The sequence below is a fragment of the Ruegeria sp. F5 genome (assembly GCF_056533845.1).
This window is the reverse complement of the sequence record NZ_JBQFOU010000001.1, coordinates 479,662-504,879: the sequence shown is the minus strand read 5'-3', so window position 1 is coordinate 504,879 and position 25,218 is coordinate 479,662. Positions and strand designations below refer to the sequence as shown.

Below are 25,218 nucleotides of genomic sequence, written 5' to 3'. Positions count from 1 at the left end.
CACCCGTACAGCGAACGCGTCTTTTTAGGCCTCTTTCAGCCTCTGCATCGACCAGCGGACAACCCCGCCAACCCAGATGAACCCAAGCAAACCGCCAAGGTAGACATTCATTGTACTGCCCGGTGCAATGAACCCGGAATGCCCGAAAACCGTGATGGTTTCGATGGCCTGTTCGACACCGAATACGATGCTGAGCCAGGTCAGCCAGGGGGGAATAATCCTGTGCTCGCCAAATCCCAGCATGGCAATAGCGCCGGCCATGGCGGTGGTTGAGGCGTTCACGACCGGCCCCCAGAAGGCGGCGATGGCAAAGATCACCTGCGCTGCCCCGGCGGACAGGCCGCTGGGATCATAAGCCAGGCCTGCCCAAATCCAGGCCTGAACCTGCGCCGTCAGGGCGAACCCAAAGACCCCCGCAAAAAACACATAGCGATGGGGAGCTGGAAGAAGGGCCGAGACCTGGCCGGCGAAAATCATCAGGCCCAGTGATACGAAAGTCGAAGCCCAGGCATAGGTCCGGGCCTGACCGCCATTTTCGGAGAACCAGGAAAGAACCTCTGCCCCGGTGGATTCAATTGTCGGGACTGTGCCGCCAAGGGCAACAAAGCTGAACACGTAAAATGCACAGGTCAGAAGAATGTTTATGAGCAAGAAATGTCCGGCAGTCATGCGCATCGGTCGTCCTCTCATCTGTTAATTGGATATCGGCAGGGTATTGGCTGGCATGTCAAAAATACGAAATCGAAATTGGTACCTCTCATTTAGCCGGATCGACGACAACCGGATAAAGGGCTTGTGGAAAGCTCCGGTTTTCCGGAGCTTTCGCTGTTATGTTTGCAACTATGCCTAGTCGGCGAAGGTGTATTCACCGAGATCACACAGGTTCAGCGCATAATCTTCGGATTCGGACCCATCGGCAAAGACGCCACGGATATCGTAGACACAGGTGGTCAGCCCGTCTGCGATATCCACGCCAATTTCATATCCGGGGGCGAGGTAGCCACCGGCCAAAAGATTATCTTCCCAATCGTTGGATGATGCCGGGGAGATGTTGAATTCTACCAAGTCCTCACTGCTGTCGTTGTAAAGCAGGAATTCCAAATCCTCCGCCTGAGCCGGTGAGTGAACGGCCAACGCCGCCAGGGCCAGTGCTGCGGAGATTAGTGGTTTCATCATGGTGATCCTTCTGTTTGATCGGTAAGTTGTTTGCGGGCCACGTTTGCGCGTGAGTGGTGATGTGGGAGCGGTGCGATCACCGGATGTATCGCAGCCGCGCCCACTTGGGTGTCACTGAAGCCCCGGCCCGTGATGGGCAAAAATTGCCGACAATTCCACCGCTATTTCACCAGTCCTTTTTCCTGATAATATTTCAGCGCGCCCGGATGGATTGGCGCTGAAAGACCCGCCGTAACCATCTCTTCTTTGGTCAGGTTGGCGAAGGCCGGGTGGAAGGTTCGGAAATCGTCGAAATTCTCGAAGATGGATGACACCAAGGCATAGACCGCCTCGTCAGATACAATTGCCGATGTGACAAGCGTGGCACCAACCCCGAAGGTTTCGACGTCGCTATCGGTGCCGCGATACATGCCGCCGGGAATTGTGGCCGAGCGGTAATAGGCGTTGTTGTCGATCAGACCCGTCACGGCCTCGCCGGTCACGGGCACCAGCTTGGTGTCGCAGGTGGTGGCCGCTTCGGTCAGATTGCCCGAGGGATGACCGGCGGTGATAATGAACGCGTCGATCTGGTTGTCGCACAATGCGCTGGATTGTTCCGCCGATTTCAGTTCGGCCGCAAGGGCGAAGGTGTCTTTGGTCCAGCCCTTGGCGTCCATAAGCACCTCCATGGTGCCGCGCTGGCCCGAGCCGGGATTGCCGATATTGACCCGCTTGCCCGCCAGATCGTCAAAATGCGCGATCCCCGAGTCTGCGCGCACCATCACGTTGAATGGTTCCGCGTGCACGGAAAACACCGCGCGCAGGTCTTCGAATGGCCCGGCTTCTTCGAATTTCGATGTGCCATTGAGGGCGTGGAACTGCCAGTCGGATTGGGCGACGCCAAATTCCAACTCACCCTCGCGGATGGTATTGATGTTATAGACCGAACCGCCGGTGGATTCGACCGTGCAGCGTACACCGGTTTCCTTGCGGTTCTTGTTCATCAGGCGGCAGATTGATCCGCCGGTGGGGTAGTAAACGCCCGTCACACCGCCTGTGCCGATTGTCACGAACTCTTCCGCCTGCGCTGCCACCGCTCCTAGCGACAGTGCGAGGGTTGTTGCCAAAATCCTGTTCTTTCTCATCTTTTCCTCCTTATGTTGATGTATTTCTTTGATTTGTTTTGGATGGTGTCAGAACACCGGATAAATTCAGATCGATCCAAACTTTTCCTGGTATCCGAACAGCGCCGGCAACCCTCCGGTATGGAGCAGGACGACCTTTTGGCCCTTGCGGATCACGCCCTCGTCCAGCAGTCCGATCAGACCGGCAAAGGTCTTGGCGGAATAAACCGGGTCCAGAAAGATGCCTTCGGTACGCGCCATCAGGGTCAGGGCGTCACGAGTGCTGTCCCCGACCTGCCCATATCCGGGTGCGAGCGCGCCATCCCAGACGTTGATGCCGTTCAGGACGATCGCCGGGTCGAAATCCATCAGGGCGGCCAGTTTGCTCAGGACTTTTTCCATGCGCGCGCGCTGCTGATCCTGATCGCGGCGCACACAGATGCCATAGACGGGCGCTTGCGCCCCGGACAGCCGCAGCCCTGTCAGAAACCCGCCATGGGTCGAGCCGCTGCCCGAAGGCACGACCGCGGCATCAAAATCGCCGATCTGCGCGCCCAGTTCCGCGCCGCCCTGCACATAGCCCAATGCCCCCAATGGCGGGTGGTCGATCCCGAGGTGGATCACATAGGGCCGGTGGCCTTTGGCAATCAGCTGATCCGCCCGTTCATGCAGGGCATTGTCCGCGCCGACCTCATCTTCACCCACTGGAAACCGCATATGTTCCGCGCCTAGTAATTTGGCCAGCAGAACATTGCCCGATCGGTAATATTGCTGTCCCATCCCAGGCACCCGTTCTTCCAGTTGCAGAACGGATTTCATCCCCAGACGGGCGGCGGCAGCGGCTGCCGTTCGCACAAAGTTCGACTGTACGGCCCCGGTTATCAGAACGGTGTCGGCCCGCTGTTGCAGCGCTTCGCCAAAATAGAACTCCAGCTGGCGGGTCTTGTTGCCGCCAAAGCTGAGACCGGTCAGGTCGTCGCGCTTCAGCCAGAGGTCTATGCCAAGGCGGTCCGACAGGCGATCCAGCCTTTCGACCGGAGTGACCTCGGTCATCAGACGCGCGCGGGGAAACTGGGACAGTTTCAGGTCGATATTCGTGTTCGCAGTTATCATGTGTCATCCAACCAGATAGGCACGGCGGAACAGGGCCGCGCAGGCGAGGATCGAGATCAACCGAATGGCGTGGGTAATGGCCTGCTGTGGCAGCAGCGGGCCGATCACGCGGCCAAGCAGACTGCCCGCAATCGTGGCCGCGACAAAGGGCCAAAGCCACGGAGCTCCGGCAAAGGTTGCCCAGTCTGACAGGCAGTGCAACGCAAAGGCGGCCCCATATGCGATCAGCGCCACGGGCTGCACCAGCCGACGCGCTTCGTGCGGTTTGCGATCCGAGGCCAGAAAACCCAGAATCATCAAAGGTCCGGGGGTCGCGGCCCAAACGGTGGCAAGGCCGGACAGGCCCGAGATGGCCTGAAATCCCCGCGGGCCAACCCTGTTTTCCTGCGGCAGCAACGAGGTGGCAATGCCGACAAGTAAAAGAACACCCGTCAGGACCAACACCATGCGTTCCGACAGATAGGGGTAAATCAACAGACCCAGGGCTATGCCCGCAAGGCAGCCGATCACCGCATTCCGGATCAGTGCCTTGTTCTTTGTCCACACAAGCCTGTCCGACGCGACAAGCGACACGAGCGTGTTCAACATCAGCAATACCGGAACAGCCGTGGCCGTGCCCAGCAACACCATCATCACCGGCGCTGCGACGATGCTGAACCCGATCCCGACCCCAACCTGAATCGCGGCGCCTGTTACAATGGCAAGCAACAAGATCAGCAGGTCAGCGGGCACGGTTCGATCCATTGTTTCGAAGTTCATGCACCAAACGGTAACGCCCGCCGATCTTAATCAAAAATCATCTTATTGTATTTGTTGATACGTAGATGTTATCAAGTCGGCATGCGTATTACGGCCCGACAGATTGAGCTTTTCCAGATGGCCTATCGGCACCGGTCCACGCGAAAGGCGGCGGAAGCGCTGTATATCTCTCAGCCCGCTATAAGCCGTGTCGTCGCTGAGCTTGAGGCAGAAATGGGCGTGCCCCTGTTCGACCGGTCGGGGCGCAAGTTCGAACCGACCTCTGCGGCACATAGTTTGCAGCAGGCGGTTCAAAAACACTATCAGGGTCTGGGACGTATCCGTGAGGCCGCAATCCAGATCGCCTCGGGCACCGGAGGGCATTTGCGTGTGGCAACGGTCCCGGCGGTGGCCGAAACCCGCGTTGCGGTGGCGGCCGGCAGGCTCATGGCGGAGCTTTCGGCCCTGAGGGTGGATGTCGATGTTCTGGACGAAAAGGCCGGGATGGCCGCGTTACGCGAAGGCCGGGTGGATTGCGCAATTGTCTCGTCGGACCCCGGCGACCCAAATCTGGCCTGCACCCGTCTGGCCGACCTGCAACCCGTGGCGATTGTTCCCCGCGATGATCCGCTGGCCGGGGCGCGCAGAGTCTCGGCTGCCGATCTTGCGCAGGTCCCTCAGATCATGCTGGCATCCCGCAGCCCGTTCCGCCGTGCCGTCGAGATCATGTTCGACAGTTGCGAGGTTTCATTTCAGGTTAGAGCCGAGGTTCAGACACAATCCGCCCTGGTCCGCATGGTCGCGCAGGGGGCAGGTCGTGCAATCGTCGACAAAGATATTCTGGGCATGTCGAAGGGTGATGATGTCTGTGCCGTGCCTTTGACATCAGAGCTCAGCTGGCCGGTCCGGATGATCACCTTTTCCGCGTCGCATGACATTCCGGGTTTGCAAAGATTTACGACTGCGCTGAAAGCGCATCAGGCGCAGACCGGTTGATTTCGGGAATATGGCTTGCGACGTTGTCTAACGGGCGAGCAATTTAGCGACCTCTTTTGGCGGGCCGTCCTCGGTTTTGGTATCGCCTGACCGACGTAAGTACCACCGGGGCCGCAAGTCAAACTGCGGCCCCAATGTAGCGGGTTTCTAGTTCTGGTTTGGCACCACAAGCGTCGGGATGGTTGATCTGCGCAGGACCCGCTTCACCACCGTACCCACAAATGTATGCGAGGTTCCATGTTCGTGCGAACCCATGACGATGAGATCGCAGTTCAGGTCTTTGGCACGCTTCAAAACCGCTTCCGCCGGATGTCCGTCGACAAGCTCGACCGAAGATACAGAGGAATACGTCTCCTGGTCCTCGGGTTTGAGCGACTTCAGGAAGGCCTGTTGATTCAGCTTGAGCATTTTCTTCACTGCATCATGCCGCTCTTTGATCGCGTGCTGGCGCGATTTGTCATCCTGAATGAATATGTTCAGGGTGACGATCGCATCCTGCGACAAAGGCTCGGTGACATGTAACACATGTATTTTTGCTTCATGTGCAATTGCGAGGCCGAGCGCGTGTCGTAGCGCATTGTCTGCATTTTCGGACAGATCCGTTGCGACCAGGATATTATCGATATTTGGTAGCATTGTCTTTTTCCTCAGAGTCGCGGATCAATAACCAAAGAACCTTGGAAGCCAAAGCGCGATTTCAGGCACAAAGGCGATTATGAAGATCGCCACTGTGTTGATGAAAGCGAACGGCAAGGCTGCCACCGAAATACGCTCGATCGAGATGTTCGAGATACCCGACGCGATAAACAGGTTCTCACCCAACGGCGGTGTCTGAAACCCGATTCCTAGCGTACACACCATGACAACACCGAAGTGAACCGGATCAATCCCCATGCTGTAGGCCACCGGCAACATCACCGGAACAAGGATCAGGATCGTCGCCAGCGTTTCCATGAACATCCCGACAAACAGCAGGAACAGGATGACCAGCGTCCAGATGATATAGATATTGTCAGTGATCGACAGCATACCATCCGCGATGACGGCGGGGATCTGGTTCTCCACCAGCAACCGGCCAAAAACCGTCGCCGTGAACATGATGAGCAGAACCCGCCCGGTCAGCCATGTTGTGGTCTCAAGCGAGGTGAACAGCTTTTCCCAGGACAGTTCACGATAGATGAACGCGCCCACGACCAATGTGTAGAAGATGGCCACGATCGCCGCTTCGGTGGGTGTGAAGAAACCCGAGTAGATGCCACCCAGAATAACCAGCGGTGCCATGAGGGCCCAGAAACCACGGTACAGTTCGCACCAGATCTGACGCGCCGACCAGCCTTCGGTCGTGCCGCTGTAGCCACGCTTTTTGGCCAGGAAATAGTTCATCAGCAACAGGCTGCCGGCGATCAGGAATGCCGGGAGGAAGCCCGCGATGAACAGTTTCGGAATCGACACGGTTTGGAAGGTGCCGTGTTCAGCGACCGCCTCCGGTGGGGGCGGCATACCCAGCGCCGCGATGCCGAAGATAATCAGCGGAATCGATGGCGGGATCACGATCCCCAACCCGCCCGATGAGGCGGTGATGGCCGAGGCGTAATCGCGGCTGTAGTTTCTTTTGATCATTGCCGGGATCATCAACATGCCCACGGCTGCTGTGGTCGCGGGGCCCGAGCCCGAGATCGCACCAAAGAACAGGCAGGCAAAGACCGCCGCTGCGGACATCCCGCCGGTGAACGGACCAGCAAAGCTTTCGGCCACGTTGATCAACCTGCGCGACAGCCCTGAGGCTTCCATCAGCGCACCGGCCAGAATGAATGCGGGCAGTGCCATCAGGGGGAAAGACCCCACGGATGTAAACGCGATCTGCACGAATTTGATCGGGTTTTCATCCAACACGAGGAACGTGATCATCGTAGACACGCCCAGGGCAACCGTGATCGGCGCGCCGATGAACAGCAGCAGGAGGAAACCGCCAAACAGGATATAGATAATCTCGGTGCCCATTACTTGTTCCCTTCTTCGCCGAGCTCTGCACGGACCTCTTCAAGGTCAACCTTGTCGGGATCACGTAATTCTTCGTTCAGAACGATCTTTTTGTAATTCACCTGAATGATGCGGAAGGTCATCAGGGCGAAGGCAATGGGAAGAACGATGTAAACCCAGCTGAGGTGGAACCCGAGCGTCTGGGAGGACTGGAATCGGTTCATCCTGTTGAAGATGAAGTCCAGCGCAAGATAGACGAAGTATAGGTTGAAGCCGACCCAGAATATGTCGGCGAACGCCTCGATATACTTAATCGCGCCATCCGGCAGGAATTTGAACTGGAATGTCACCCGGTTGTGGGCCCCCATCTTGGCCGCATAGCTCGCGCCGAAAAACACGAACCAAACGAACATGTAGACGGACAGCTCTTCTACCCATGAGAATGAGAAATTGAATACTGTTCGAACAACAACCTGTAGAAACAACAGACAAACAAATGTCGCCAGCAGAAACCGGCAAAGATAGCTTTCTATGTTGTTGAGGATCCCCAAAAAGGTTTTCATGTGCCCCTCCCTAGAAGTGGGAGAGCGCCTTGTCGGCGCTCTCTTAGTCTTTTTCTAATATTATTGAGAGACGGGCTCGCGGCCGATAGCGGCGAGCACGGCGTTGAGTTTTTCAACCCCGCCGATGCTTTCATAGAACTTAGGCCAGACTGCAGTGGTGGCCAGTTCGATGAACTCTGCTTCGTCGTTTTCGGGAACATGGATTTCCATGCCCTTTTCAACCAGCAGCGCTTTGATTTCGGCTTCTTTGTCGCGCAGAAACTGTGCGGATGCCAGTGTTGCGGCCTTACCAGCTTCCAGAACGGTTGCCTGATCCTCGGCGGACAGGTCCTGGAAGACCTGCTCGGAAATGATCAGGGGTTCGATTGAGAAGATGTATCGAATTTCGGTAACGTAGTCCTGTACTTCGTAGAACTTCATTGCGTTAATGGTGGTGTAAGGATTGTCCTGACCGTCAACAACTTTGGTCTGCAGACCGGCAAATGTTTCCGACCATGCCATCGGTGTCGGGCTGATACCCCACGCCTTGTAGGTGTCGATCATGATCTCGTTTTTGGGAACGCGAATAACCAGACCTTCCAGGTCAGCCACCGATTTCACCGGTTTTTTCGAGTTGGTCAGAACCCGGAACCCGGTATACGTCCACGCGATGATGCGAACACCGGCGTCGTTGATGGTGTTTTCGGTCAACTCCTGGCCAATCGGACCCTGTGTCAGAGTCTCTGCATCTTCCAGGCTGAGGATCACGTAAGGCAGCGTGAATACGCCAACGGTCGGTGAGAACGGCGTGACGTTGTTGATTGCCAGAAGCGACATGTCCAGCGTGCCGATTGCGGCATCGTTCACAGTGTCCTGTTCCGAGCCAAGTTGCCCGTTCAGGAACAGCGTCGCGGTGTGCTTGCCACCGGACAATTCTTCCAGCTTTTCTTTGAACGCAAGCCCGGTTGCTTCCTGGCTGGAGCCACCGCTGTCACCGACTGCAATTTTAAAGTTCTTTGCGCTTGCGGGCGCTGCCAGCGCGAGCGCGCCAATTGATGCAACGGCTGCAAGCGTCCTGATGTTATTGAGCAGAGTCATGAAACCTCCTCCTGCACATTGGTTCTTTGAAAGTGTTCCAACATGAACAAGCGCCCATTAGATCCACTTCGCACGAACACTAAATTGATCGGCGTGTGTAGCTAAGGTAAAGTAGTTGACGTAAACGTGCAGAAAAGCACACATGAATCATGCCGAAGAAAAAAGCGATTACCAGCATATCTGATGTCGACCTGAGACTGCTTCAGGTCTTTCGCACAGTCGTCTCATGTGGGGGATTTACTGCTGCTGAGTTTGAGTTGAACATCAGCCGCTCCACAATCAGCAAACATATTGCCGATCTAGAAACGCGTTTGGGGTCAAAGCTCTGCCATCGCGGCGCTGCCGGTTTTTCGCTGACTTCGGATGGCCAGTATGTGCTAGAATCTTCAACCGAATTGTTTCTGGCAATTGAAAAATTCCAGAATGGGTTCGGAGATGTCCGATCCGAACTGACTGGCAAATTGCGCATAGCGTTGCATGATCATTCCTCTTCCAACGAGGAGTCCAGCCTTGATGAGACGATCAAAAGGTTCATCGACGAGGCTCCAGGCGTTACGCTAGATATTTCTATGGAACCACCAAACATTATTGAAGAAGGCGTGATAAACGGGCGTTTCAACCTAGGCATCGTACCATTGCACCGGCAGTCTCCGATGTTGTCCTATACCAATCTTTATGTGGAAAAGATGCGCTTGTTCTGCGGCCGAGACCACGAATTGTTCCCGTCTGCGTCGGACGACATACCGCTTAGCGAACTGCGGAAATACAACTACGCCGGATTAAGTTTCAACTCGCCCAACATGGCGGTTCATCAGAAGCTCATGCTCAGAAAGTCCGCGTTTGTTCAAAATGAAGAGGCGTTGATTTTATTGATTCTTTCAGGCCGGTATCTGGGATTTGTGCCGACGCATAAAGCCCGGGCGTTGGTCAGAGACGGATATCTCAGACAGATCAATTGCCCGGAGACAGAGTTTTCTTCGACAATGGCCGCAATTGTCCGGAAAAGCGCATCCAAGGGGCGTCGCTTAAACCTGTTTCTGAACATTTTGCGAAAGGCTCATGGAAGTTAACAGCGACCCTCTGATGTCTCGCAAGCGAGCTTCTTCCGAAATCAGGGGCCAGCATAACGGCAATCACCTAAAGCGGAAATGTCGGCGTAGCAGGGGTCAGGGCGTCAGAGGTCTGCGCCCGTCCTTCTCCAGAATCCAGCAGTATGTGCCCTTGAACACGGCCGCGGTCAGTGCGTGGCCGTAACCAGCGCCGGTGTCGATGTTGATGCGGTTGCCGTGATGCTCCGGCGCCGAGACATGGGTGTGGCCGTGAACCACCAGCCAGCGGTGTTGGGTCTTGTCGTCCAGAAACTCGTTGCGAATCCAGATCATGTCGTCGGGGTCCTGCTGTTCCAGCGGCACGCCGGGCTGGATGCCCGCATGCACGAACAGCAGATCGCCCTCCTGATGATAGGGCTTTAGCCCCTGCAGAAAGTCGATATGGGCCTGCGGCACCGCCGCCTTGGCGCGGGCGTGGACCAGAAAGGTGCGGTCGCCCTCGGCCACGTCGATGCCATAGGATTTCAGCGTTTCGACCCCGCCGATGCGCGGGTGCAGCCAGTGATACCCCAGCAGCAGCCGCGCGTCGTTGCGGGGGTAATCCTCCAGAAACATCGCGCACATCTGGTCGTGATTGCCGCGCAGGAAGATCCAGTTCCGACCCTCGGCCTGCCCCTGTATCAGCAGGTCCAGAACCGCGGGGCTGTCCGCGCCGCGATCCGTATAGTCGCCGATAAAGACAACCTTGGCGTCCGGGCCGCCATCCCGTTCGATCCGCGCCAGCGCGTCCTGCAGCATGGCCAGCTGCCCGTGGATATCGCCGATGGCATAAATAGGGTCTGACATGGAGGTCTTTCCGGTTTACTCGGCCCAGTCGATCTTGAACTCTTCGCGAAAGGCGAAGCGAACCAGATGCGCCTCGATCACCTGCTGCCAGCGGGCCAGATCGCCGCGCGGGCCGGTTTCTGCGGTGATCTTCAGACTGTCTGCGCTGGCGGTCATCTGCACCCGGTCGCCGTCGGGAAAGGCCACGTTGCCCTGATCGGCATCGAATGAGACCTCGGCCTTGTGCGACCAGTGCTTGCAGAGCTGTTGCAGGTACTTGCTGGCAGCCTCGGTCCGGGCGGTGCCCGAAACGCTTTGATCCGGCAACAGCGACAGCGACTTGTCCGCCGCCGCGCGCATGGTCTTGGCAAACAGCACCACGTCGATATCGGTGGCCAGAAAGGTGACGCCCAGATCCAGGCATTTGCGCTGCAACGCCGGGTCCATGGTCAGGATGCCGGCCGCCTTGCCTGCGGCCACGATGCGGGTCAGCGCGTCCAGAACGGTGGCCTCGACCTCGGGGTGGGCGGCATTGCCGATATGGCCCATATCGGCGGCCAGATCGGAGGGGCCGATAAAGACGCCATCCACATCGGTCGCCAGAATGTCATCCAGCGCCTCGATCCCGGCGCGGTTTTCCACCTGCAGCAGCAGGCAGATCTGATCGTCCGCGGTTTTCAGATAATCGGGGATCGCCGCAAAGCGCGAGGCCCGCGTCAGCGCCGAGCCGACACCGCGTGCCCCGTGCGGCGGGTATTGCACCGCGCGCACCAAATCGCGCGCCTGATCGCCGCTTTCGACCATCGGCACCAGAATGTTCTGAACGCCCGCATCCAGATATTGCTTGATCATCCATGCCTCGCCAATCGGCAGGCGCGCGACCGGATGACTGCCCGAGCCTTCGATCACTCGCACCTGATCCAGAATCGAGCGCAGATCGTTCGGCGCATGCTCGCCATCCACCAGCAGCCAGTCGAAGCGCGAGGTAGAGGCAATCTCGGCGGCATAGGCGTTGGCCATGCCGACCCAGCACCCGATCTGAGGCTGACCGGCTGCCAGTGCGGCCTTGAACGCGTTATGAGGGGCAGGCATCAGACGCTCCTTCAGGCAAAGTTGATGTCGACCGACCCGAACGGGCCGAAATCGGCGTGGATTTCCGTGCCCGGGGGGCATTCGACGGGGCGGATGAAGCTGCCGGACAGGATCACCTGACCGGGTTCGATGCTCTGGCCGTATTGCGCCATACGGCGGGCCAGCCAGACCACGCTTTCGACCGGGTCGTTCAGCACGCCCGCGCCCAAACCGGTTTCCTCGATCTCGCCGTTGCGGAAGGTCAGCGCGCCGACCCAGCGCGGATCGAACGCATCGACCGCGTGGCGCTGCGGCCCCATCACGATGCCCGCATTGGCGGCATTGTCGCTGATCGTGTCGAACACGGTGCGCGCCTTGCCGGTGTCCGGGTCCACCCGCTGAATCCGCGTGTCGAGGATTTCGATCGAGGGGGTCACGTAATCGGTGGCCGCGATGATGTCGTCGCGGGTGACGTTTTCGCCGCCCACGGCGGATTTCATGACAAAGGCGATCTCGGCCTCGATCCGGGGCTGGATGAAGCGGCCCGCAGGCACGGTGCCGCCGTGATCGAAGGCCATGTCATCGAACAGGATGCCGCTGTCGGGAATGTCGATGTTCAGCGCATATTGCATCGCCTTCGAGGTCAGCCCGATCTTCCAGCCGATCACCTTGCGGCCCTCGGCCAGTTTCTGGCGATAGATGGCGTTCTGTACCTCATAGGCGTCGTCCATGCCCATTTCGGGATGGCGCAGGGTCAGCAGGCCGATCTGGCCGCGCGAGGCTTCGGCCTGCAGCAGATCGGCAGCAGCGCGGGCGTGATCTTCGGGGGTCATACCTGCTCGTCCTCGATACCATTGCTCAGGGTGCCGATGCCCTCGACTGTGACTTCGACCACGTCGCCCGGTGCAAGATATTTGGGCGGATCGAACCGTGCGCCCGCTCCGGTGGGGGTGCCGGTCACGATCATGTCGCCGGGCTGCAGGGTCATGAAGGTCGAGATATATTCGATCTCGCGCCGGATCGGGAACATCATGCGGTTCAGCGTGTCGTCCTGACGCACTTCGCCGTTCACGGTGGTGACGATCCGGGCGTCATCCAGCTGTGCCGCATCGGTAAAGGGCACCAGCCACGGGCCGATGGCGCCGGTGTTGTCCCAGTTCTTGCCCTGGGTTACGTTGAATTTGGCGTGACGGACCCAGTCGCGGATGGTGCCTTCGTTGCAGAGCGTCAGCGCCGCAATGTGGTCATAGGCGTCTTCCTGGCTGATCCGGCGGCCTTCCTTGCCGATCACGATCACCACCTCGCCTTCATAATCCAGCGTATGGTTTTCCGGCGGGCGGACCAAATTGCGGCCATGCCCGGTAAAGCCGGTTGCGAAGCGGGGGAACAGCGACATGTATTTCGGCTGCGCGCTGCCATCCTTGTATTCGGCGTTGCGGTCGGGGAAGTTCACGCCGACACACAGGATGCGGCGGGCATCCGGCATCACCATTTCAAACTCATATTCGGTATGGGTGACGGGCTTGCCTTGGGCGGCGGCGGACAGTTGATCGAACTTTCCTGCGGCGATCACCTCAAACAGGCTGGAGTGATCGGGAAAGGCGTCATCCAGGGCAATCGCACCGTCATCGGTGATTGCCCCAAAGAGGGTTTCGCCATCGGCGGTGTAGGTTGCAAAGCGCATCAGGTCTCCTTGGCGGCGTCGGTGCCACCCACGCATTGGTTGTTCTATTCTAGGTGGCGCGAGCCTTCGCGGCCCGGCCCCGGACATCTTGACCCCGCCAGAGGGCGCATCATTGGCCGGGATCAGACCGAAAAGCTGATATTGGCCTGACCCGTTCCGGAGCTTCCGAAATACGGGGTGTAGATATCGATTTCACCCTTGTAGCTGCCCCAGCCGAGCGCACCAAACAGCAGGGCGGTGTCGTTCATGGCGCATTCACCGGCGCATTTCTTGGCGTAGTCGGGCAGAAGTTCAAGGAATTCTTCAAACCGACCCTGTTCCCATAGTTCCAGCACGCGCATGTCCATCTGGCGGTTGAACTCGCCATTGACCGAGTTCAGCCCGTCCTGCGACCGTTCGTTGGGCGAAAAATCATGGCTGAATGAGCCCGAGGCCAAGATCGAGACATTGCGGTCCGACCGGCGGATGGCTTCGGCGATGGCCTCGCCCCAGACGCGGTTTTCGGCAATGGACGAGAATTGGTTCACCGCCACCGGCAGCACTCGCGCGTTGATGCCTTCGTTGATGAAAAACATCGGCAGCAGCGTGCCGTATTCCATGCCCATGTCGGGGTGGGAATGGCCCAGGGCGCGTTCGCCACGTTCGCGCAAAACGTCAAGGATGGTTTCGCCCAGCTCATGATCGCCGCGATAGTCGAACTCCATATCCGCCAGCATGTGCGGCAGCTCGTGGCTGATGAACCGGCCCTTGTGGTGTTCTTTCGTGTTCAGGTGAAAGCCCTGATTGGTGATCCAGTGCGTGTCAAAGATGATGAATGTATCGACGCCCCGGTCGATCGCGTCCTGCCGCAGGCGCGCATAGCCGTCAATGGCAGGTTGCCGGATGCCTTTGTATTTCGGCATTGTGTGGGACATCCAAATACTTGGCACATGCGTGATTTTCGCGGCCTGAACAATCTTTCCCATAATCCTCTCCACTCCAAATTAGCGATGCGCGCCGGTCAGACCGTTCAGGTGACCGGGAAGATAACATTCGTTTGCCCGGTTCCCGATGACGGGAAATACTCGGTGACGACCTCGCATTTCGCGTCGTACGAGTCCCAACCCAGCGCGCCATACAGCATTGCTGTGTCATGCATCGACCCTTCGCCACAGCAGAAATTCGCGTATTCGCCAAGCATTTTCAGGAATGTCGCGTGATCTCCGGCCTGCCACATGTCCAGAACGTGACGGTCAACCTGGCGATTGAATTCCGAACTGATGGTGAATGTACCATTATTTGCGGCATAATCCTTGTTTGGCCAGATATTATGGCTGAGCGAACCTGACGCCACCAGCAGCACTTTTTTGTCGCTGGCCTCGACCGCCTCGCGGATCGCCTCGCCGACCAGGCGGCCTTCGTCATGGCTGTGGACCGTGCACCAGGCGGCAATCGAGACCACCTTGAAATCGGCCTCGCGGCTCATGAAACGCATCGGCACAAGGGTTCCGTATTCCAGTTCCAGACTGTCCACCTGATGGCTGAGCGTATGCACGCCTTTCTTTTCGGCAATCTCGGCGATCGCATCGCCAAGGGCAGCGTCGCCGTCATATTCATAGGGCAGATCCTTGATGAATTGCGGGAATTCATTCGAGGTGAACATGCCTTCGAAATGATGGTTGGCGTTGATGTGAAAGCCAGCATTGACGACCCAATGCGTGTCGCAGATCACTACCGTATCCGCGCCCAGTTCCTTTGCGCGCCGCGCGATTTCCCGGTGCCCGTCAATCGCGTTTTGACGGGCGCCTTTGACGGGGCCTTCCTGCTCGGACATGAGCATGGTCGGCACATGGGTCATTTTGGCAGCGAGAACGATTTCTCCCATTGTCTCCTCCTGGAGGTTGAGGTGAGCGCGCGTTTCCAGGTTCGGTTGTGCCGGCCCCGTGCCAGGGCCGGCGATGCAGAGGGTTACTTGCCCAGTTGCATGATCTTGTGCTTACCGGTGGCAAAGCCGATATGCTTTTGCTCCATGTAGAACTCGAAGGACCAGTCGCCGCCGTCGCGGCCGATGCCGGATGCCTTGACGCCACCGAAGGGTGTCGGCAGGTGGCGAACGTTTTCCGAGTTCACCCAGATCATCCCGGCTTCGAGCTTGTCGGTAAAGCGCAGGGCGCGGGTCAGGTCGTTGGTCCAGACATAGCCGGTCAAGCCGTAAGGCGTGTCATTCGCGATTTCCAGCGCCTCTTCCTCGGTCGAGAAGGGGATGGCGGTCAGAACCGGGCCAAAGATTTCTTCACGGGCGATGCGCATCTGGTTGTTGGCATTCGTGAATAGGGTCGGGCGGACGAAATAGCCCTCGTCGCCAACTTTCACGCCACCGGCGGCCACGGTCGCGCCGTCCTCTTTGGCGATATCGAAATAGCTGGTAACCTTGTTGTAATGTTCTTCGGTGACCAGCGGGCCGATCTCGGTCGCGGGGTCCAGCGGGTGGCCGACCTTGATGTTGTTCACACGCTCGATCAGTCTGGCTTCGAACTCGTCCTTGATCGTGTCCTGGATCAGCAGGCGCGAGGATGAGGTGCAGCGTTCGCCGTTGACCGAATAGATCATGAAGATGACCGCATCCAGCGCGCGATCCAGATCGGCATCTTCAAAGACGGTGACCGGGTTCTTGCCGCCCAGTTCCAGATGCATCCGCTTGAGCGTATCGGCACCCTGTTTGGTGATGATGGCGCCAGTTCGGCTTTCGCCGACAAAGGCGATGGCCTTGATCAGGGGGTGTTCTGTCAGCGCTTTGCCCGCGTCGGGGCCAAAGCCGTTGACGGTGTTCAGCACGCCCTTGGGCAGACCGGCCTCTTCCGCGATCTCGACCAGCAGGCGGGCCGAGAGGGGGCTGTCTTCGGCCGGTTTGTGAACCACGGTGCAGCCTGCGGCCAGCGCCGGGGCAATCTTCCAGGTCGACAGCATGAACGGCGTGTTCCAGGGGGTGATCACGCCCACCGGGCCGATCGGAACACGGGTGGTGACGTTCATCAGTGTCGGCGATTTCAGGTGCTGGCCGTCGCGGGCCTGGACCACCTGATCGGCAAAAAAGCGGAAGTTCTCGGCCCCGCGCAGCGCCGCTTTGGACATGAAGCGCATGGTCTGGCCGGTGTCCCAGCATTCGCACAGCGCGATTTCATCCGCGCGGGCTTCGATGGCGTCGGCCACGTTCAGCAGGATGCGGCGACGCTCGGTCGCGGGCTTGTCGCGCCATTCGAGATAGGCGGAGTGGGCTGCCTTGGCGGCGGCGTCAACGTCGTCGGCGGTGCCGTGCGCCACGTCGCAGATCACCGATTTGTCGACCGGCGAGGTGGACTGGAAAACACCCGCGCCGCCGTCGCGGTCTTCGCCCGCGATGCGGTTCTTGATGCCGGTTTCTTTGAAACGGGCCAGAAATCCAGTCAGTTTTTCTATATTTGTGTCCAGAGCGCTCATGCGTCAGGCCTCCTGCGTGGTCGCCAAGTGATCCCGGATATTTCCAGTCTTGGGCGAAAGGTCCGGGTCGATATCGCGCATCTCAAGTGAGAGCGCGATAGAATGGTGTGAGAAGGCCGGGGCCAGATACGCCTTGACCGCATCAAAGATGCGCGCGGTGGCGTCCTTTTTGACACCGTCGGGCCGCCCGCCGCGCAGGCGGATCGAGATGTCGATGAACCCATGCTCGGTGTCACCATCGGCGATGGCATAATAATCGACCCGCGTGGCCCGGACACGGATGCCCGGCATGGGAAAGGTGTCGATCCCCGCCGCCGTTGCTCGGATGCATTCGCACAAGCCACCCATGTCGACCGTGTCTTCCAGATTACCGGAGTACTCGACGTGAAAATGTGGCATGTTTCCTCCTTTTGGTAGTTAACATGTTTATCATTATGTTGGATACCGGTCAATAGCTTGCTTTGTTAACCTTTGCAATTCTTACAGCGACGTTCTATGAGGCAGCATGAGCATAAAAACCTATAAACAAGCCACATCCCGTTCTCTTCCGATTGCGTTGTTGCGCGCGCGTGAGACGGTGATGGCGCCGATCCGCGATATGTTGCAGGACATCAATCTGACCGAACAGAAGTGGCGCATCCTGCGCGTTTTGGATGAGCTGGGCGAAGTTGAACAAACCACCATCGCCAAGGAAGCTTGCCTGTTGTTGCCCAGCCTGACACGCATCTTGCGAACAATGCATGCCGAGGGCCAGATCACCCGCCGGCCGGACAACCGGGACAGGCGCCGGACCATGGTGAAGATTACCGACGATGGGCGATGCATTCTGGCCAACAACCTTGCAACATCGCAAGCAATCGTCGACAGCATCGAGGCACAGATGGGCCGTGAAAAACTGGATAACCTACTGGAATTGCTGGAAGAACTGCAGGGCGTTCGGGTCTGACACTTCCCCTAGCCGCGCATCTGCGCGGCGGAACCTGGGTGGCGGGTAACGCTTATGGCGCGGAGGCCAGAAGACTCAGTCTGGGGCCGACCCGCTCGAACTCTTCCCGCAGAAAGAACTGCAGGCTGCGCGCCCAGTCCGGCTGGGGTGGAGCGTCAACCTCAAGCCGTGGCCAATCTCGCGTTCTCGCAAGGTGTTTTGCGGCTTCGACCAGATGACGGGCAACGCCGCCTGAGCTATATTCGCGCCGCACAAACAACTCGGAAATCTCACCGAACCTGCCGCCCGCATAGATCGCGGCGCATTCGTTCAGCAGGATGACGCCAGCCGGGATGTCGTCGACCACCGCCAGACAACCGAACACGCTGTCCAGACGCAGAACCCGATCCGCAATGGTTGCCATTTCAGCCCTGTCCGGGCCCTGACCGGAGGCCAGTTCGTTCAGCAGCAGGAACACCAACCCGGCGACGGATTCGGCGTCGGCAGGCGTCACGGGCGATATCTGAACGGGATGCAAAGCGTGGGCTCAAAGGGGTGCCGGTGGAATGGCCGCGCTGGATCTGCGCGGCCGGAGAGGGGCTTAGAGGCTGGCCAGACCGGTATCCAGCGCCGACAGGATCTTGGCCACATCGTCCGATGTGATGACCAGCGGCGGCGACAGGATGATGTTGTTGCCCGACACGCGGACCATAACGCCATCCTCATAAGCGGTCTTCTGGACCTGCAGCGGCAGGTGCTTGGCAATCGGCGCCTTGGTGGTGCGGTCCGAGACCAGTTCCAGCGCACACATCAGGCCTTCGCCCCCGCGCACATCCCCGATCACGTTGTGTTTTTCGGCCAGTTTTTTCAGACCGGCAAACAGCTCATCCCCGCGTGCGGCGGCGTTTTCACAGACGTTCAGGCGTTTGATTTCCGACAAAGCAGCCAGTGCTGCCGCAGCCCCGACGGGGTGGCCGGAATAGGTATAGCCCTGATCGACCGAAGCCTTGCCAGTGGTGTCGCTTTCGAACACTTCGGCCACCGCGCCTGAGATCATGGCCGCGCCAAACGGGAAGTAGCCGTTGGTGATGGCCTTGGCCGTGGTCATGATGTCGGGCTGCACGCCCCAATGGCGCGATCCGCTTTCGCTGCCGGTGCGGCCAAAGGCGGTGATGATCTCGTCCGAGATCAGCAGCACGCCATGTTTCGAGCAGACCTCGCGCACCATCGGCATGAAGGATTTATGCGGCGGGATCACGCCGCCTGCGCCCAGAACCGGCTCCATGATAAAGGCTGCCACGGTGTTGGCGCCCTGGAAGGCAATCTCGGCTTCCAACGCCTTGACGCAGAGCTGCGCCAGACGCTCGGGGTCGGTTTCGTCAAACGGGTTGCGATAGGTCCAGGGGGCGGGGATGTGGAAACAGCCCGGCAGCATCGGCTCGTACGCCGCACGGAATTTCTGGTTGCCGTTGACCGAGGCGGCGGCGAAATGGGTGCCGTGATAGCCCTGTTTCAGGCTGATGAACTTGGTACGGCCCGCCTCGCCACGCACTTTGTGATACTGGCGCGCCATTTTCAGCGCGATTTCTACCGAGTCCGAACCGCCCGAAGTATAAAACGCGCGGGTCAGCCCGTCGGGGGCAAAGAACTCGGCCAACTCATAGGACAGCTCGATCGCCTTGTCGTTGCTGGTGCCGCGGAAGGTCGAATAATAGGGTAGGGCGTTCAGCTGGTCGGTGATCGCCTGTTTCACCGAGTCGCAGGAATAGCCTAGGTTCACGTTCCACAAACCACCCACGGCATCGATGGCTTTGTGACCGTCGATATCGACGATGCTGACCCCTTCGCCACCGGTCAGGATGGTGGGCGGGTTCTTCTGGCTGTCGGCGGGATGCGCCATCGGATGCCAGAAGTGGCGGGCATTGTTTTCTTTCAGAAAGTTGGAGTCTTTCATATCGCGTGTCTCCGCAGTTTGTTTCCACCCATTCGGTTAGGGCAAGAACTCGGTTGGAAAGCTCTCGGGTGTCTGGCCGCCGAAATTTGCGGTAAGGTTCCGCGAGAGTGTGTGCAGTACTTTTAGAATCAGAGGTAACCGCGCGGCGGTGGCGCGAATCTCGGGCACAGCGACGGAAATGGTCCCGACGGCGAATTGATCGATGCCGAAGATGGGTGCGGCAAAGCCGGAAACGCCATCTTCATAGCTGCCATTGCTGTTGGCCCAACCGGCCTGCTTAATCTGTGCGACACGGGCGCGAATCATTTCCGGGTCGGTGAGCGTGGTTTTTGTAAAACGTTTTTGGGTTTCATCGTCCAGTCGTTTCAAGAGAAAATCTGGACCGAAGCTCAGCATACACAGGCCAGAAGCAGTGGCATTTACCGGAATGATTTCGCTTGGATCGAGGCTTACGCGCACGCTATGCTTTGTTGTTTCGACAACCAGCGCCGTCTGAAGGACGTTTTTTTCCAGCAAAGTCATGTGCAAGCTTTCGCCGACTTCCTGCATCGCGGCGCGCATGTGTATGCGGGCACTTTCCAGCCCGGGCATTGCGATCTCACGCAGCGCAGCCAGCCGTAACGCAGCGGGTCCGATCATGTAGGATTTGGACATCTGATCCTGTTCTATCAGGCCAAATTCCTCCAGAGCGCGCAGATGCCTTAGGGCGGTAGCCTTGTTGGTGCCGGAAAGCCGCGCGAACTGACTCAGTCCGATCTCTGGTCGTGAGTTGGAAAAGTATTCCAGCATTTTCAGAGCGTTGAGCGCGGTTCCCATTGTTATGCCCTCCTCCGGTGCACCATATACTTGACAGATAGAATTTAACAAAGCAAGATAAATATCGCTAACACGGTTCATTTAATGAACCAAACACTGGGAGGTGTAAATGAAGAAGTTTCTTGCGGCCGCTTTGGTGGCAGCCTCTGCGACAGCAGCACTGGCCGAATATCCCGAAAAGCCTGTTTCCTTTGTGGTTCCATGGCCTCCGGGTGATCTGGAGGATGTTCTAACCCGCATGATCGCCGATGAGTTCCAGGCGATGTACGGCGTTCCAGCCGCCGTCGTGAACAAACCCGGCGGTGGCGGTGGTCCGTTCCCTGGCGCGGTGGAAGTCGCGACTGCCCCGGCAGATGGATACACAATCGGCTCATTTGTCATCGGTGTTCCTGTAATCGGTCCGGAAATCGGGATTCCCGAACTCAACCCAAATCCCTTTGATCCAATTGGCATCTTTCTGACCTATCCGTTTGTGATAGCAGCCAGCAAAGACGCGCCGTTCTCGAACTGGGACGAACTTGTCGAGCATGGCAAAGAAAACGATGTGGCCCTTGGACATTTCGGTTCTGTTTTGCCACCCACTCAAGTGACCTTTGCGGCGGCCGTCAGCAGCGGATTCGATTTTGCCAGTGAAGCCGCTTTTGATGCGCTGGATTGCAACACGCTGGCCTCGGGTGACGTGGATGTGATCAACACGACGCTGCAGCTCGTGCTGCCGTGTCTCGATCAGGTGAATGTTCTGGCCAGCATCGGGGGCGACCGAATTTCGCTGGTTCCGGAAACACCCACTGTCGTCGAACTAAATCCGGACCTGCCATTGGCCCTTTGGAATGGACTGTTCGTCCATAAAGACACACCCGCCGATGCGCGCGAGAAAATATCTGCTGCTGCGCAAAAGGCGCTTCAGTCAGATAAGGCGAAAGAGCTGGCAGCGGAAACCGGAGCGCTGATCTATTGGCAAGATCCGGATGCATCCAATGCGCAGATAGAACAGGACAAAGCTTCTTTCGCAAAAATTGAAGAAATCCTGGGTGAGTAAGCGCCATACAGGGGCGCGGGAACCACTTTCCGCGCCTTATTCATGGGAGGAGGCCACGATGATTGCCAAGACACTTCAGGACATGTTCAAAAGATACCGCCGACCGGGCGATGTCGTTTTTGCCGTTTTGTTTCTGGCTTTTGCGGTGTTCCTCCTGTCCCAGCTTGGTGAGCAGACCAAAGTCGTCAAACGCACCAAATGGTTTGCGCAGCCGGGTCTGTGGCCGACGATTGCGGTTTGGTGTATGGTTGTATTCGGTTTTCTGCATTGGCTCAGTTCGGCCATGTCCGACCGGATCAGTGGCCGCTGGGCCGAGGTCGGGTTCTGGGTCCGGTCATTTGAGTATGTTGCCTATTTCCTGATCTACGTCCTACTGGTGCCGCAGCTTGGCTATTTGTCTTCCACGATGCTGTTCGCGGTCTTCCTGACCCTGCGCGCCGGCTTCCGAGGATCGGGCGCCGTCGGTGTTGCTGCCCTGTTCGGTTTTGTCGTCACCATCGTTTTCCGCGCCTTCCTGCAGGTGAAAATCCCTGCCGGGGCTGTCTACGAATACCTTCCTGATTCCGTACGCGCCTTTGCGCTGACCTATCTGTAAGGGGGCCACCATGGAAACGCTTCTGTCCGGTGTTTCGATCCTGTTGCAATGGCAGGTGATCGTCGCCCTGCTGATCGGTTCGATCGGTGGTGTCATCATTGGCGCGCTGCCCGGCGTTGGCGCGGCTGTCGCCATCGCCATCCTGTTGCCCGCCACCTTTGCGTTCGAGCCCATAGTGGGCCTGACCTTGCTGTTGGGCATCTATGGCTCGTCGATGTATGGCGGCGCCATCCCGGCCATTCTGATCAACACGCCCGGCACCGCGGTCAACGCGCTGACCACCTATGACGGCTACCCGATGACGAAACGCGGGCAGGGGCATCGCGCGCTGGCGCTGGCCTATTCGGCTTCGTTCTTTGGCGGTGTCTTCGCGATCATCTGCCTGATGGTGCTGTCGCCGGTGCTGGCCCTTGTTGCTCCACATTTCGGTAGCCGCGAGATTTTCCTGGCAGCCCTGCTGGGCATCGTTCTGGTCGTACTGGCGCATCGGGGGCAGATCTTTGCCGCCGGGATGCTGGCCGCTTTCGGTATCTTACTGAACACGATCGGGCTTGAGCCGGTCAAATACACCAAGCGCTTCACCTTTGACCAAAGCTGGCTGTCCTCGGGTGTTGACCTGATCGTGGTCGTCCTGGGCCTCTTTGCGATCAGCCAGTCCTTCCTGCTGCTTCTGGAAAAGAACCACGCCCCGGGCGATACCCATGTCAGCGGCAACATGTTTGCCGGCCTCAAGGAATTGCTGGGCATCAAACGCATCGCCACGGTGTCCTCGAGCATCGGCGTTTTCATGGGCATGGTGCCGGGCACGGGCGAATTCACCTCGCAGTTCCTGTCCTACACCTATGCCCAGAAGACTTCGAAAGAGCCCGAGAAATTCGGCGACGGCTCGCCCGAGGGTCTGGTGGCGTCCGAAGCAGCGAATAACGCCGTGCCCGGCGCGGCGATGATCCCGCTGCTGGCATTGGGTATTCCAGGCGAGGCGCTGACGGCGATGATGCTGTCGGTGTTCTATGTCCACAACGTGATCCCCGGCCCGCAACTGTTCGAAAACCAGATGGATTTCGTCATGGCGCTCTATATGGCGCTGATCCTGCTGAACGTGATCGTTCTGGTGTTCCTGCTGTTCTCGACCAACCTGCTGCTCAAGATCATCCAGATCCCGACCCGGTTCCTTGGCGTGATGATCCTGATCCTGGCCTTTGTGGGGGTCTATTCCCTGCGCAACTCGATCACCGACTGCGCTATTGCCGTAGGGTTCGGGGTGTTCGGCCTGATCCTCAAACGGTTGGACCTGCCGATTGTGCCGATCATCCTGGGCATGGTTCTGGGCGGCATCATGGAGACCAAGCTGCGCAGCGCCATGGCGCGCGTGAAAACGCCGCTGGATTTCATCGACCGACCGATTGCGGCTATCCTGTTTGGCCTGATCGTGCTGATCCTGATCCTGCATTGCCGCACGCTGTTTTTCGAGTTCAAGAACAAACTCAAACCGGAACCCAGCATGCCTGCGGTGGATTCCGACCATCCAAATCAGCAAGGATAAGGGACCCATGGATCAACTGGCCATCGACGCTTTGCGCAACCAACCCGTATCTGCCCGCGCCCATCTGATCGACGGGCGATGGGAGGCATCGGCCGATGGCGCGCAACTGGATGTCATCTCGCCCATCGATGGTGGGGTGCTGACCCGGATCGCCGCCGGAACGCCCGAGGATATGGAGCGCGCCATCGCCGCCGCCCGCGCGGCATTCGAGGACGGGCGCTGGTCGCGTCAGGCCCCGGCAGCGCGCAAGAAGGTTCTGATCAAGCTGGCCGAACTGATCGAAAAACATGCGCTGGAACTGGCGGTTCTGGGTGTGCGCGACAACGGCACCGAGATCAACATGGCCATGAAGGCCGAGCCGATGTCGGCGGCAGGAACCTTCCGCTATTACGGCGAGGCGATTGACAAGGTCTATGGCCAGATCGCGCCCACGGCGGAAAACGTTCTGGGCCTTGTGCATCACGCGCCGGTCGGCGTGGTGGGGGCCATTGTGCCGTGGAACATGCCGATGATGATCGGGGCGTGGAAAATCGCGCCCGCGCTGGCGGCGGGGAACTCGGTGGTTCTGAAACCGGCGGAATCGGCCTCACTATCGCTGCTGCGGCTGGCCGAGCTGGCGCTGGAGGCCGGTGTACCCGACGGCGTGCTGAACGTCGTGACCGGCAAGGGCAGCGTGGTGGGTGAGGCGCTGGCGCTGTCGATGGATGTGGACATCATGGTGTTCACCGGGTCGGGCGCGACGGGGCGGCGGCTTTTGGAATATTCCGCGCGGTCGAACCTGAAACGCTGCTATCTGGAACTGGGCGGCAAGTCGCCCAACATCGTGTTCAACGACGCCCCCGATCTGGCACAGTCGGCCAAGGTCTCGGCGGGTGGTATCTTCCGCAATTCGGGCCAGATCTGCATCGCCGGTTCGCGCCTGCTGGTGCAAGAGGATATCCACGAGGATTTCGTGGCCGAGATCGTGAAACAGGCCGAAGCGTACTGCGTCGGCAATCCGCTGGACCTGACCAGCCAGATCGGCGCGGTGCATTCGCTGCCCGAGCTGGAAAGCAATTTGGATTTCGTCACCAAGGCCGAGGCCGAAGGCGCCGAGCGGCGCACCGGCGGCGACCGCGTCCTGTCTGAGACCGGTGGCTATTACATGGCCCCCACCGTGATGAATGACGTCAAACCCACCGACAACCTGTTCCGCCACGAGGTGTTCGGCCCGGTTCTGGCCGTCACCCCGTTTAAGGACGAGGAAGAGGCCCTGCGTCTGGCCAATGACAGCGTCTATGGTCTGGCCGCGGCGGTGTGGACCGCGAACCTCAGCCGCGCGCACCGGATGGTGGCGGGCCTTCGCGCCGGGGTGGTGCATGTCAACACCTATGGCGGGGCGGATGGCACCGTGCCTTTGGGCGGGGTCAAGCAATCGGGCAACGGGCACGACAAGTCGCTGCATGCGATGGAGAAATATTTCGATCTGAAAACAGCGTGGATTCAGCTGTAAAAGGATCACGAGGGAGGAGACAC

The 25,218-nt window shown here is 58.6% G+C and carries 27 protein-coding genes; 7 read left to right on the top strand and 20 right to left on the bottom strand.

The window, feature by feature from the left end; all coding sequences use genetic code 11:
* Positions 1-24 precede the first annotated feature (24 nt).
* The 5 genes from ACR0K1_RS02210 to ACR0K1_RS02190 form a co-directional block, all read right to left on the bottom strand.
* A complete protein-coding gene (locus ACR0K1_RS02210) occupies positions 25-675 on the bottom strand; it encodes a hypothetical protein (protein WP_480611265.1) in 651 nt (216 codons plus the stop codon).
* Positions 676-846: 171 nt separating this feature from the next.
* Positions 847-1,173 carry a hypothetical protein gene (locus ACR0K1_RS02205; protein ID WP_480848532.1) on the bottom strand — a complete coding sequence of 109 codons (327 nt, stop codon included), beginning with the start codon at positions 1,171-1,173 and terminating at the stop codon, positions 847-849.
* A gap of 164 nt (positions 1,174-1,337) precedes the next feature.
* Positions 1,338-2,300, bottom strand: a complete 963-nt coding sequence (locus tag ACR0K1_RS02200) for a TAXI family TRAP transporter solute-binding subunit (protein WP_480611271.1) — start codon at positions 2,298-2,300, stop codon at positions 1,338-1,340.
* Positions 2,301-2,366: 66 nt separating this feature from the next.
* A complete protein-coding gene (locus tag ACR0K1_RS02195) occupies positions 2,367-3,392 on the bottom strand; it encodes a D-cysteine desulfhydrase family protein (protein ID WP_480848528.1) in 1,026 nt (341 codons plus the stop codon).
* A gap of 3 nt (positions 3,393-3,395) precedes the next feature.
* Positions 3,396-4,151 (bottom strand): TSUP family transporter, encoded by a 756-nt coding sequence (locus ACR0K1_RS02190; protein WP_480848526.1) that lies wholly within the window; start codon positions 4,149-4,151, stop codon positions 3,396-3,398.
* Positions 4,152-4,232: 81 nt separating this feature from the next.
* On the opposite strand from ACR0K1_RS02190, the gene ACR0K1_RS02185 reads away from it, so the two are divergent.
* Entirely contained in the window at positions 4,233-5,126 is an 894-nt protein-coding gene (locus ACR0K1_RS02185; protein ID WP_480848524.1) for a LysR family transcriptional regulator, read from the top strand.
* Between the two features lie 147 nt (positions 5,127-5,273).
* On the opposite strand, the gene ACR0K1_RS02180 is transcribed toward ACR0K1_RS02185, so the two are convergent.
* Genes ACR0K1_RS02180 through ACR0K1_RS02165 form a run of 4 tightly spaced genes read right to left on the bottom strand, consistent with a single transcriptional unit; the run spans position 5,274 to position 8,746 of the window.
* Positions 5,274-5,762 (bottom strand): universal stress protein, encoded by a 489-nt coding sequence (locus ACR0K1_RS02180; RefSeq protein WP_480611282.1) that lies wholly within the window; start codon positions 5,760-5,762, stop codon positions 5,274-5,276.
* 24 nt (positions 5,763-5,786) lie between these two features.
* Entirely contained in the window at positions 5,787-7,127 is a 1,341-nt protein-coding gene (locus ACR0K1_RS02175; protein WP_480611285.1) for a TRAP transporter large permease, read from the bottom strand.
* Complete coding sequence (locus ACR0K1_RS02170; protein ID WP_480611288.1) at positions 7,127-7,669, bottom strand: TRAP transporter small permease; 543 nt, start codon at positions 7,667-7,669, stop codon at positions 7,127-7,129. The genes ACR0K1_RS02175 and ACR0K1_RS02170 overlap by 1 nt, the downstream gene beginning before the upstream one ends.
* Positions 7,670-7,729: 60 nt before the next feature.
* Positions 7,730-8,746, bottom strand: coding sequence for a TRAP transporter substrate-binding protein (locus ACR0K1_RS02165; RefSeq protein ID WP_480611291.1), 1,017 nt, complete (start codon positions 8,744-8,746; stop codon positions 7,730-7,732).
* Positions 8,747-8,895: 149 nt separating this feature from the next.
* On the opposite strand from ACR0K1_RS02165, the gene ACR0K1_RS02160 reads away from it, so the two are divergent.
* Positions 8,896-9,816: a LysR family transcriptional regulator gene (locus ACR0K1_RS02160; RefSeq protein ID WP_480611294.1), complete on the top strand. Its 921-nt coding sequence runs from the start codon at positions 8,896-8,898 to the stop codon at positions 9,814-9,816.
* A gap of 96 nt (positions 9,817-9,912) precedes the next feature.
* Here ACR0K1_RS02160 and ACR0K1_RS02155 read toward each other — a convergent pair whose 3' ends face one another.
* The 8 genes from ACR0K1_RS02155 to ACR0K1_RS02120 form a co-directional block, all read right to left on the bottom strand.
* Positions 9,913-10,641, bottom strand: coding sequence for a metallophosphoesterase family protein (locus ACR0K1_RS02155; RefSeq protein ID WP_480848520.1), 729 nt, complete (start codon positions 10,639-10,641; stop codon positions 9,913-9,915).
* Between the two features lie 15 nt (positions 10,642-10,656).
* Positions 10,657-11,712, bottom strand: coding sequence for an aldolase/citrate lyase family protein (locus ACR0K1_RS02150; protein ID WP_480848518.1), 1,056 nt, complete (start codon positions 11,710-11,712; stop codon positions 10,657-10,659).
* A gap of 11 nt (positions 11,713-11,723) precedes the next feature.
* Complete coding sequence (hpaH, locus tag ACR0K1_RS02145; protein WP_480848516.1) at positions 11,724-12,524, bottom strand: 2-oxo-hept-4-ene-1,7-dioate hydratase; 801 nt, start codon at positions 12,522-12,524, stop codon at positions 11,724-11,726.
* On the bottom strand, positions 12,521-13,375 hold the full coding sequence (locus ACR0K1_RS02140; RefSeq protein WP_480611305.1) for a fumarylacetoacetate hydrolase family protein: 855 nt from the start codon (positions 13,373-13,375) through the stop codon (positions 12,521-12,523). The genes hpaH and ACR0K1_RS02140 overlap by 4 nt, the downstream gene beginning before the upstream one ends.
* Before the next feature lie 122 nt (positions 13,376-13,497).
* Positions 13,498-14,340 carry a 3,4-dihydroxyphenylacetate 2,3-dioxygenase gene (gene hpaD / locus ACR0K1_RS02135; RefSeq protein ID WP_480611308.1) on the bottom strand — a complete coding sequence of 281 codons (843 nt, stop codon included), beginning with the start codon at positions 14,338-14,340 and terminating at the stop codon, positions 13,498-13,500.
* A gap of 44 nt (positions 14,341-14,384) precedes the next feature.
* A complete protein-coding gene (gene hpaD / locus ACR0K1_RS02130; protein WP_480848514.1) occupies positions 14,385-15,239 on the bottom strand; it encodes a 3,4-dihydroxyphenylacetate 2,3-dioxygenase in 855 nt (284 codons plus the stop codon).
* 83 nt (positions 15,240-15,322) lie between these two features.
* The gene (hpaE, locus tag ACR0K1_RS02125) at positions 15,323-16,831 is read right to left on the bottom strand and encodes a 5-carboxymethyl-2-hydroxymuconate semialdehyde dehydrogenase (protein ID WP_480611314.1); all 1,509 of its coding nucleotides are present in this window, start codon (positions 16,829-16,831) and stop codon (positions 15,323-15,325) included.
* Positions 16,832-16,834: 3 nt separating this feature from the next.
* Positions 16,835-17,230: a 5-carboxymethyl-2-hydroxymuconate Delta-isomerase gene (locus ACR0K1_RS02120; protein ID WP_480848511.1), complete on the bottom strand. Its 396-nt coding sequence runs from the start codon at positions 17,228-17,230 to the stop codon at positions 16,835-16,837.
* A 106-nt stretch (positions 17,231-17,336) separates the two neighbouring features.
* Between ACR0K1_RS02120 and hpaR the strand changes: the two genes are divergently transcribed.
* On the top strand, positions 17,337-17,777 hold the full coding sequence (gene hpaR / locus ACR0K1_RS02115; protein ID WP_480611319.1) for a homoprotocatechuate degradation operon regulator HpaR: 441 nt from the start codon (positions 17,337-17,339) through the stop codon (positions 17,775-17,777).
* Positions 17,778-17,829: 52 nt separating this feature from the next.
* On the opposite strand, the gene ACR0K1_RS02110 is transcribed toward hpaR, so the two are convergent.
* From ACR0K1_RS02110 to ACR0K1_RS02100, 3 genes are all read right to left on the bottom strand, one after another.
* Entirely contained in the window at positions 17,830-18,270 is a 441-nt protein-coding gene (locus ACR0K1_RS02110) for an N-acetyltransferase family protein (RefSeq protein WP_480848509.1), read from the bottom strand.
* A gap of 87 nt (positions 18,271-18,357) precedes the next feature.
* Entirely contained in the window at positions 18,358-19,710 is a 1,353-nt protein-coding gene (locus ACR0K1_RS02105; RefSeq protein ID WP_480848507.1) for an aminotransferase class III-fold pyridoxal phosphate-dependent enzyme, read from the bottom strand.
* Positions 19,711-19,746: 36 nt separating this feature from the next.
* On the bottom strand, positions 19,747-20,526 hold the full coding sequence (locus ACR0K1_RS02100) for an IclR family transcriptional regulator (RefSeq protein ID WP_480611326.1): 780 nt from the start codon (positions 20,524-20,526) through the stop codon (positions 19,747-19,749).
* 109 nt (positions 20,527-20,635) lie between these two features.
* Between ACR0K1_RS02100 and ACR0K1_RS02095 the strand changes: the two genes are divergently transcribed.
* The 4 genes from ACR0K1_RS02095 to ACR0K1_RS02080 are packed head-to-tail and all read left to right on the top strand — an operon-like array spanning position 20,636 to position 25,195.
* On the top strand, positions 20,636-21,565 hold the full coding sequence (locus ACR0K1_RS02095; RefSeq protein ID WP_480611328.1) for a tripartite tricarboxylate transporter substrate binding protein: 930 nt from the start codon (positions 20,636-20,638) through the stop codon (positions 21,563-21,565).
* Between the two features lie 58 nt (positions 21,566-21,623).
* A complete protein-coding gene (locus ACR0K1_RS02090; protein WP_480611330.1) occupies positions 21,624-22,160 on the top strand; it encodes a tripartite tricarboxylate transporter TctB family protein in 537 nt (178 codons plus the stop codon).
* A 10-nt stretch (positions 22,161-22,170) separates the two neighbouring features.
* Positions 22,171-23,703 carry a tripartite tricarboxylate transporter permease gene (locus tag ACR0K1_RS02085; RefSeq protein ID WP_480848504.1) on the top strand — a complete coding sequence of 511 codons (1,533 nt, stop codon included), beginning with the start codon at positions 22,171-22,173 and terminating at the stop codon, positions 23,701-23,703.
* A gap of 7 nt (positions 23,704-23,710) precedes the next feature.
* Complete coding sequence (locus ACR0K1_RS02080) at positions 23,711-25,195, top strand: aldehyde dehydrogenase family protein (protein WP_480848502.1); 1,485 nt, start codon at positions 23,711-23,713, stop codon at positions 25,193-25,195.
* Positions 25,196-25,218 lie beyond the last annotated feature (23 nt).

Coding starts and splice junctions, on each gene's coding strand:
- ACR0K1_RS02095 (WP_480611328.1), top strand. CDS start 20,636: ATGAAGAAGTTTCTTGCGGCCGCTTTGGTGGCAGCCTCTGCGACAGCA.
- ACR0K1_RS02175 (WP_480611285.1), bottom strand. CDS start 7,127: ATGGGCACCGAGATTATCTATATCCTGTTTGGCGGTTTCCTCCTGCTG.
- hpaD (WP_480611308.1), bottom strand. CDS start 14,340: ATGGGAAAGATTGTTCAGGCCGCGAAAATCACGCATGTGCCAAGTATT.
- ACR0K1_RS02165 (WP_480611291.1), bottom strand. CDS start 8,746: ATGACTCTGCTCAATAACATCAGGACGCTTGCAGCCGTTGCATCAATT.
- ACR0K1_RS02180 (WP_480611282.1), bottom strand. CDS start 5,762: ATGCTACCAAATATCGATAATATCCTGGTCGCAACGGATCTGTCCGAA.
- ACR0K1_RS02150 (WP_480848518.1), bottom strand. CDS start 11,712: ATGCCTGCCCCTCATAACGCGTTCAAGGCCGCACTGGCAGCCGGTCAG.
- ACR0K1_RS02185 (WP_480848524.1), top strand. CDS start 4,233: ATGCGTATTACGGCCCGACAGATTGAGCTTTTCCAGATGGCCTATCGG.
- ACR0K1_RS02210 (WP_480611265.1), bottom strand. CDS start 675: ATGCGCATGACTGCCGGACATTTCTTGCTCATAAACATTCTTCTGACC.
- ACR0K1_RS02205 (WP_480848532.1), bottom strand. CDS start 1,173: ATGAAACCACTAATCTCCGCAGCACTGGCCCTGGCGGCGTTGGCCGTT.
- ACR0K1_RS02200 (WP_480611271.1), bottom strand. CDS start 2,300: ATGAGAAAGAACAGGATTTTGGCAACAACCCTCGCACTGTCGCTAGGA.
- hpaE (WP_480611314.1), bottom strand. CDS start 16,831: ATGAGCGCTCTGGACACAAATATAGAAAAACTGACTGGATTTCTGGCC.
- ACR0K1_RS02155 (WP_480848520.1), bottom strand. CDS start 10,641: ATGTCAGACCCTATTTATGCCATCGGCGATATCCACGGGCAGCTGGCC.
- ACR0K1_RS02080 (WP_480848502.1), top strand. CDS start 23,711: ATGGATCAACTGGCCATCGACGCTTTGCGCAACCAACCCGTATCTGCC.
- hpaH (WP_480848516.1), bottom strand. CDS start 12,524: ATGACCCCCGAAGATCACGCCCGCGCTGCTGCCGATCTGCTGCAGGCC.
- ACR0K1_RS02160 (WP_480611294.1), top strand. CDS start 8,896: ATGCCGAAGAAAAAAGCGATTACCAGCATATCTGATGTCGACCTGAGA.
- hpaD (WP_480848514.1), bottom strand. CDS start 15,239: ATGGGAGAAATCGTTCTCGCTGCCAAAATGACCCATGTGCCGACCATG.
- ACR0K1_RS02140 (WP_480611305.1), bottom strand. CDS start 13,375: ATGCGCTTTGCAACCTACACCGCCGATGGCGAAACCCTCTTTGGGGCA.
- ACR0K1_RS02195 (WP_480848528.1), bottom strand. CDS start 3,392: ATGATAACTGCGAACACGAATATCGACCTGAAACTGTCCCAGTTTCCC.
- ACR0K1_RS02120 (WP_480848511.1), bottom strand. CDS start 17,230: ATGCCACATTTTCACGTCGAGTACTCCGGTAATCTGGAAGACACGGTC.
- ACR0K1_RS02190 (WP_480848526.1), bottom strand. CDS start 4,151: ATGAACTTCGAAACAATGGATCGAACCGTGCCCGCTGACCTGCTGATC.
- hpaR (WP_480611319.1), top strand. CDS start 17,337: ATGAGCATAAAAACCTATAAACAAGCCACATCCCGTTCTCTTCCGATT.
- ACR0K1_RS02085 (WP_480848504.1), top strand. CDS start 22,171: ATGGAAACGCTTCTGTCCGGTGTTTCGATCCTGTTGCAATGGCAGGTG.
- ACR0K1_RS02100 (WP_480611326.1), bottom strand. CDS start 20,526: ATGGGAACCGCGCTCAACGCTCTGAAAATGCTGGAATACTTTTCCAAC.
- ACR0K1_RS02090 (WP_480611330.1), top strand. CDS start 21,624: ATGATTGCCAAGACACTTCAGGACATGTTCAAAAGATACCGCCGACCG.
- ACR0K1_RS02105 (WP_480848507.1), bottom strand. CDS start 19,710: ATGAAAGACTCCAACTTTCTGAAAGAAAACAATGCCCGCCACTTCTGG.
- ACR0K1_RS02170 (WP_480611288.1), bottom strand. CDS start 7,669: ATGAAAACCTTTTTGGGGATCCTCAACAACATAGAAAGCTATCTTTGC.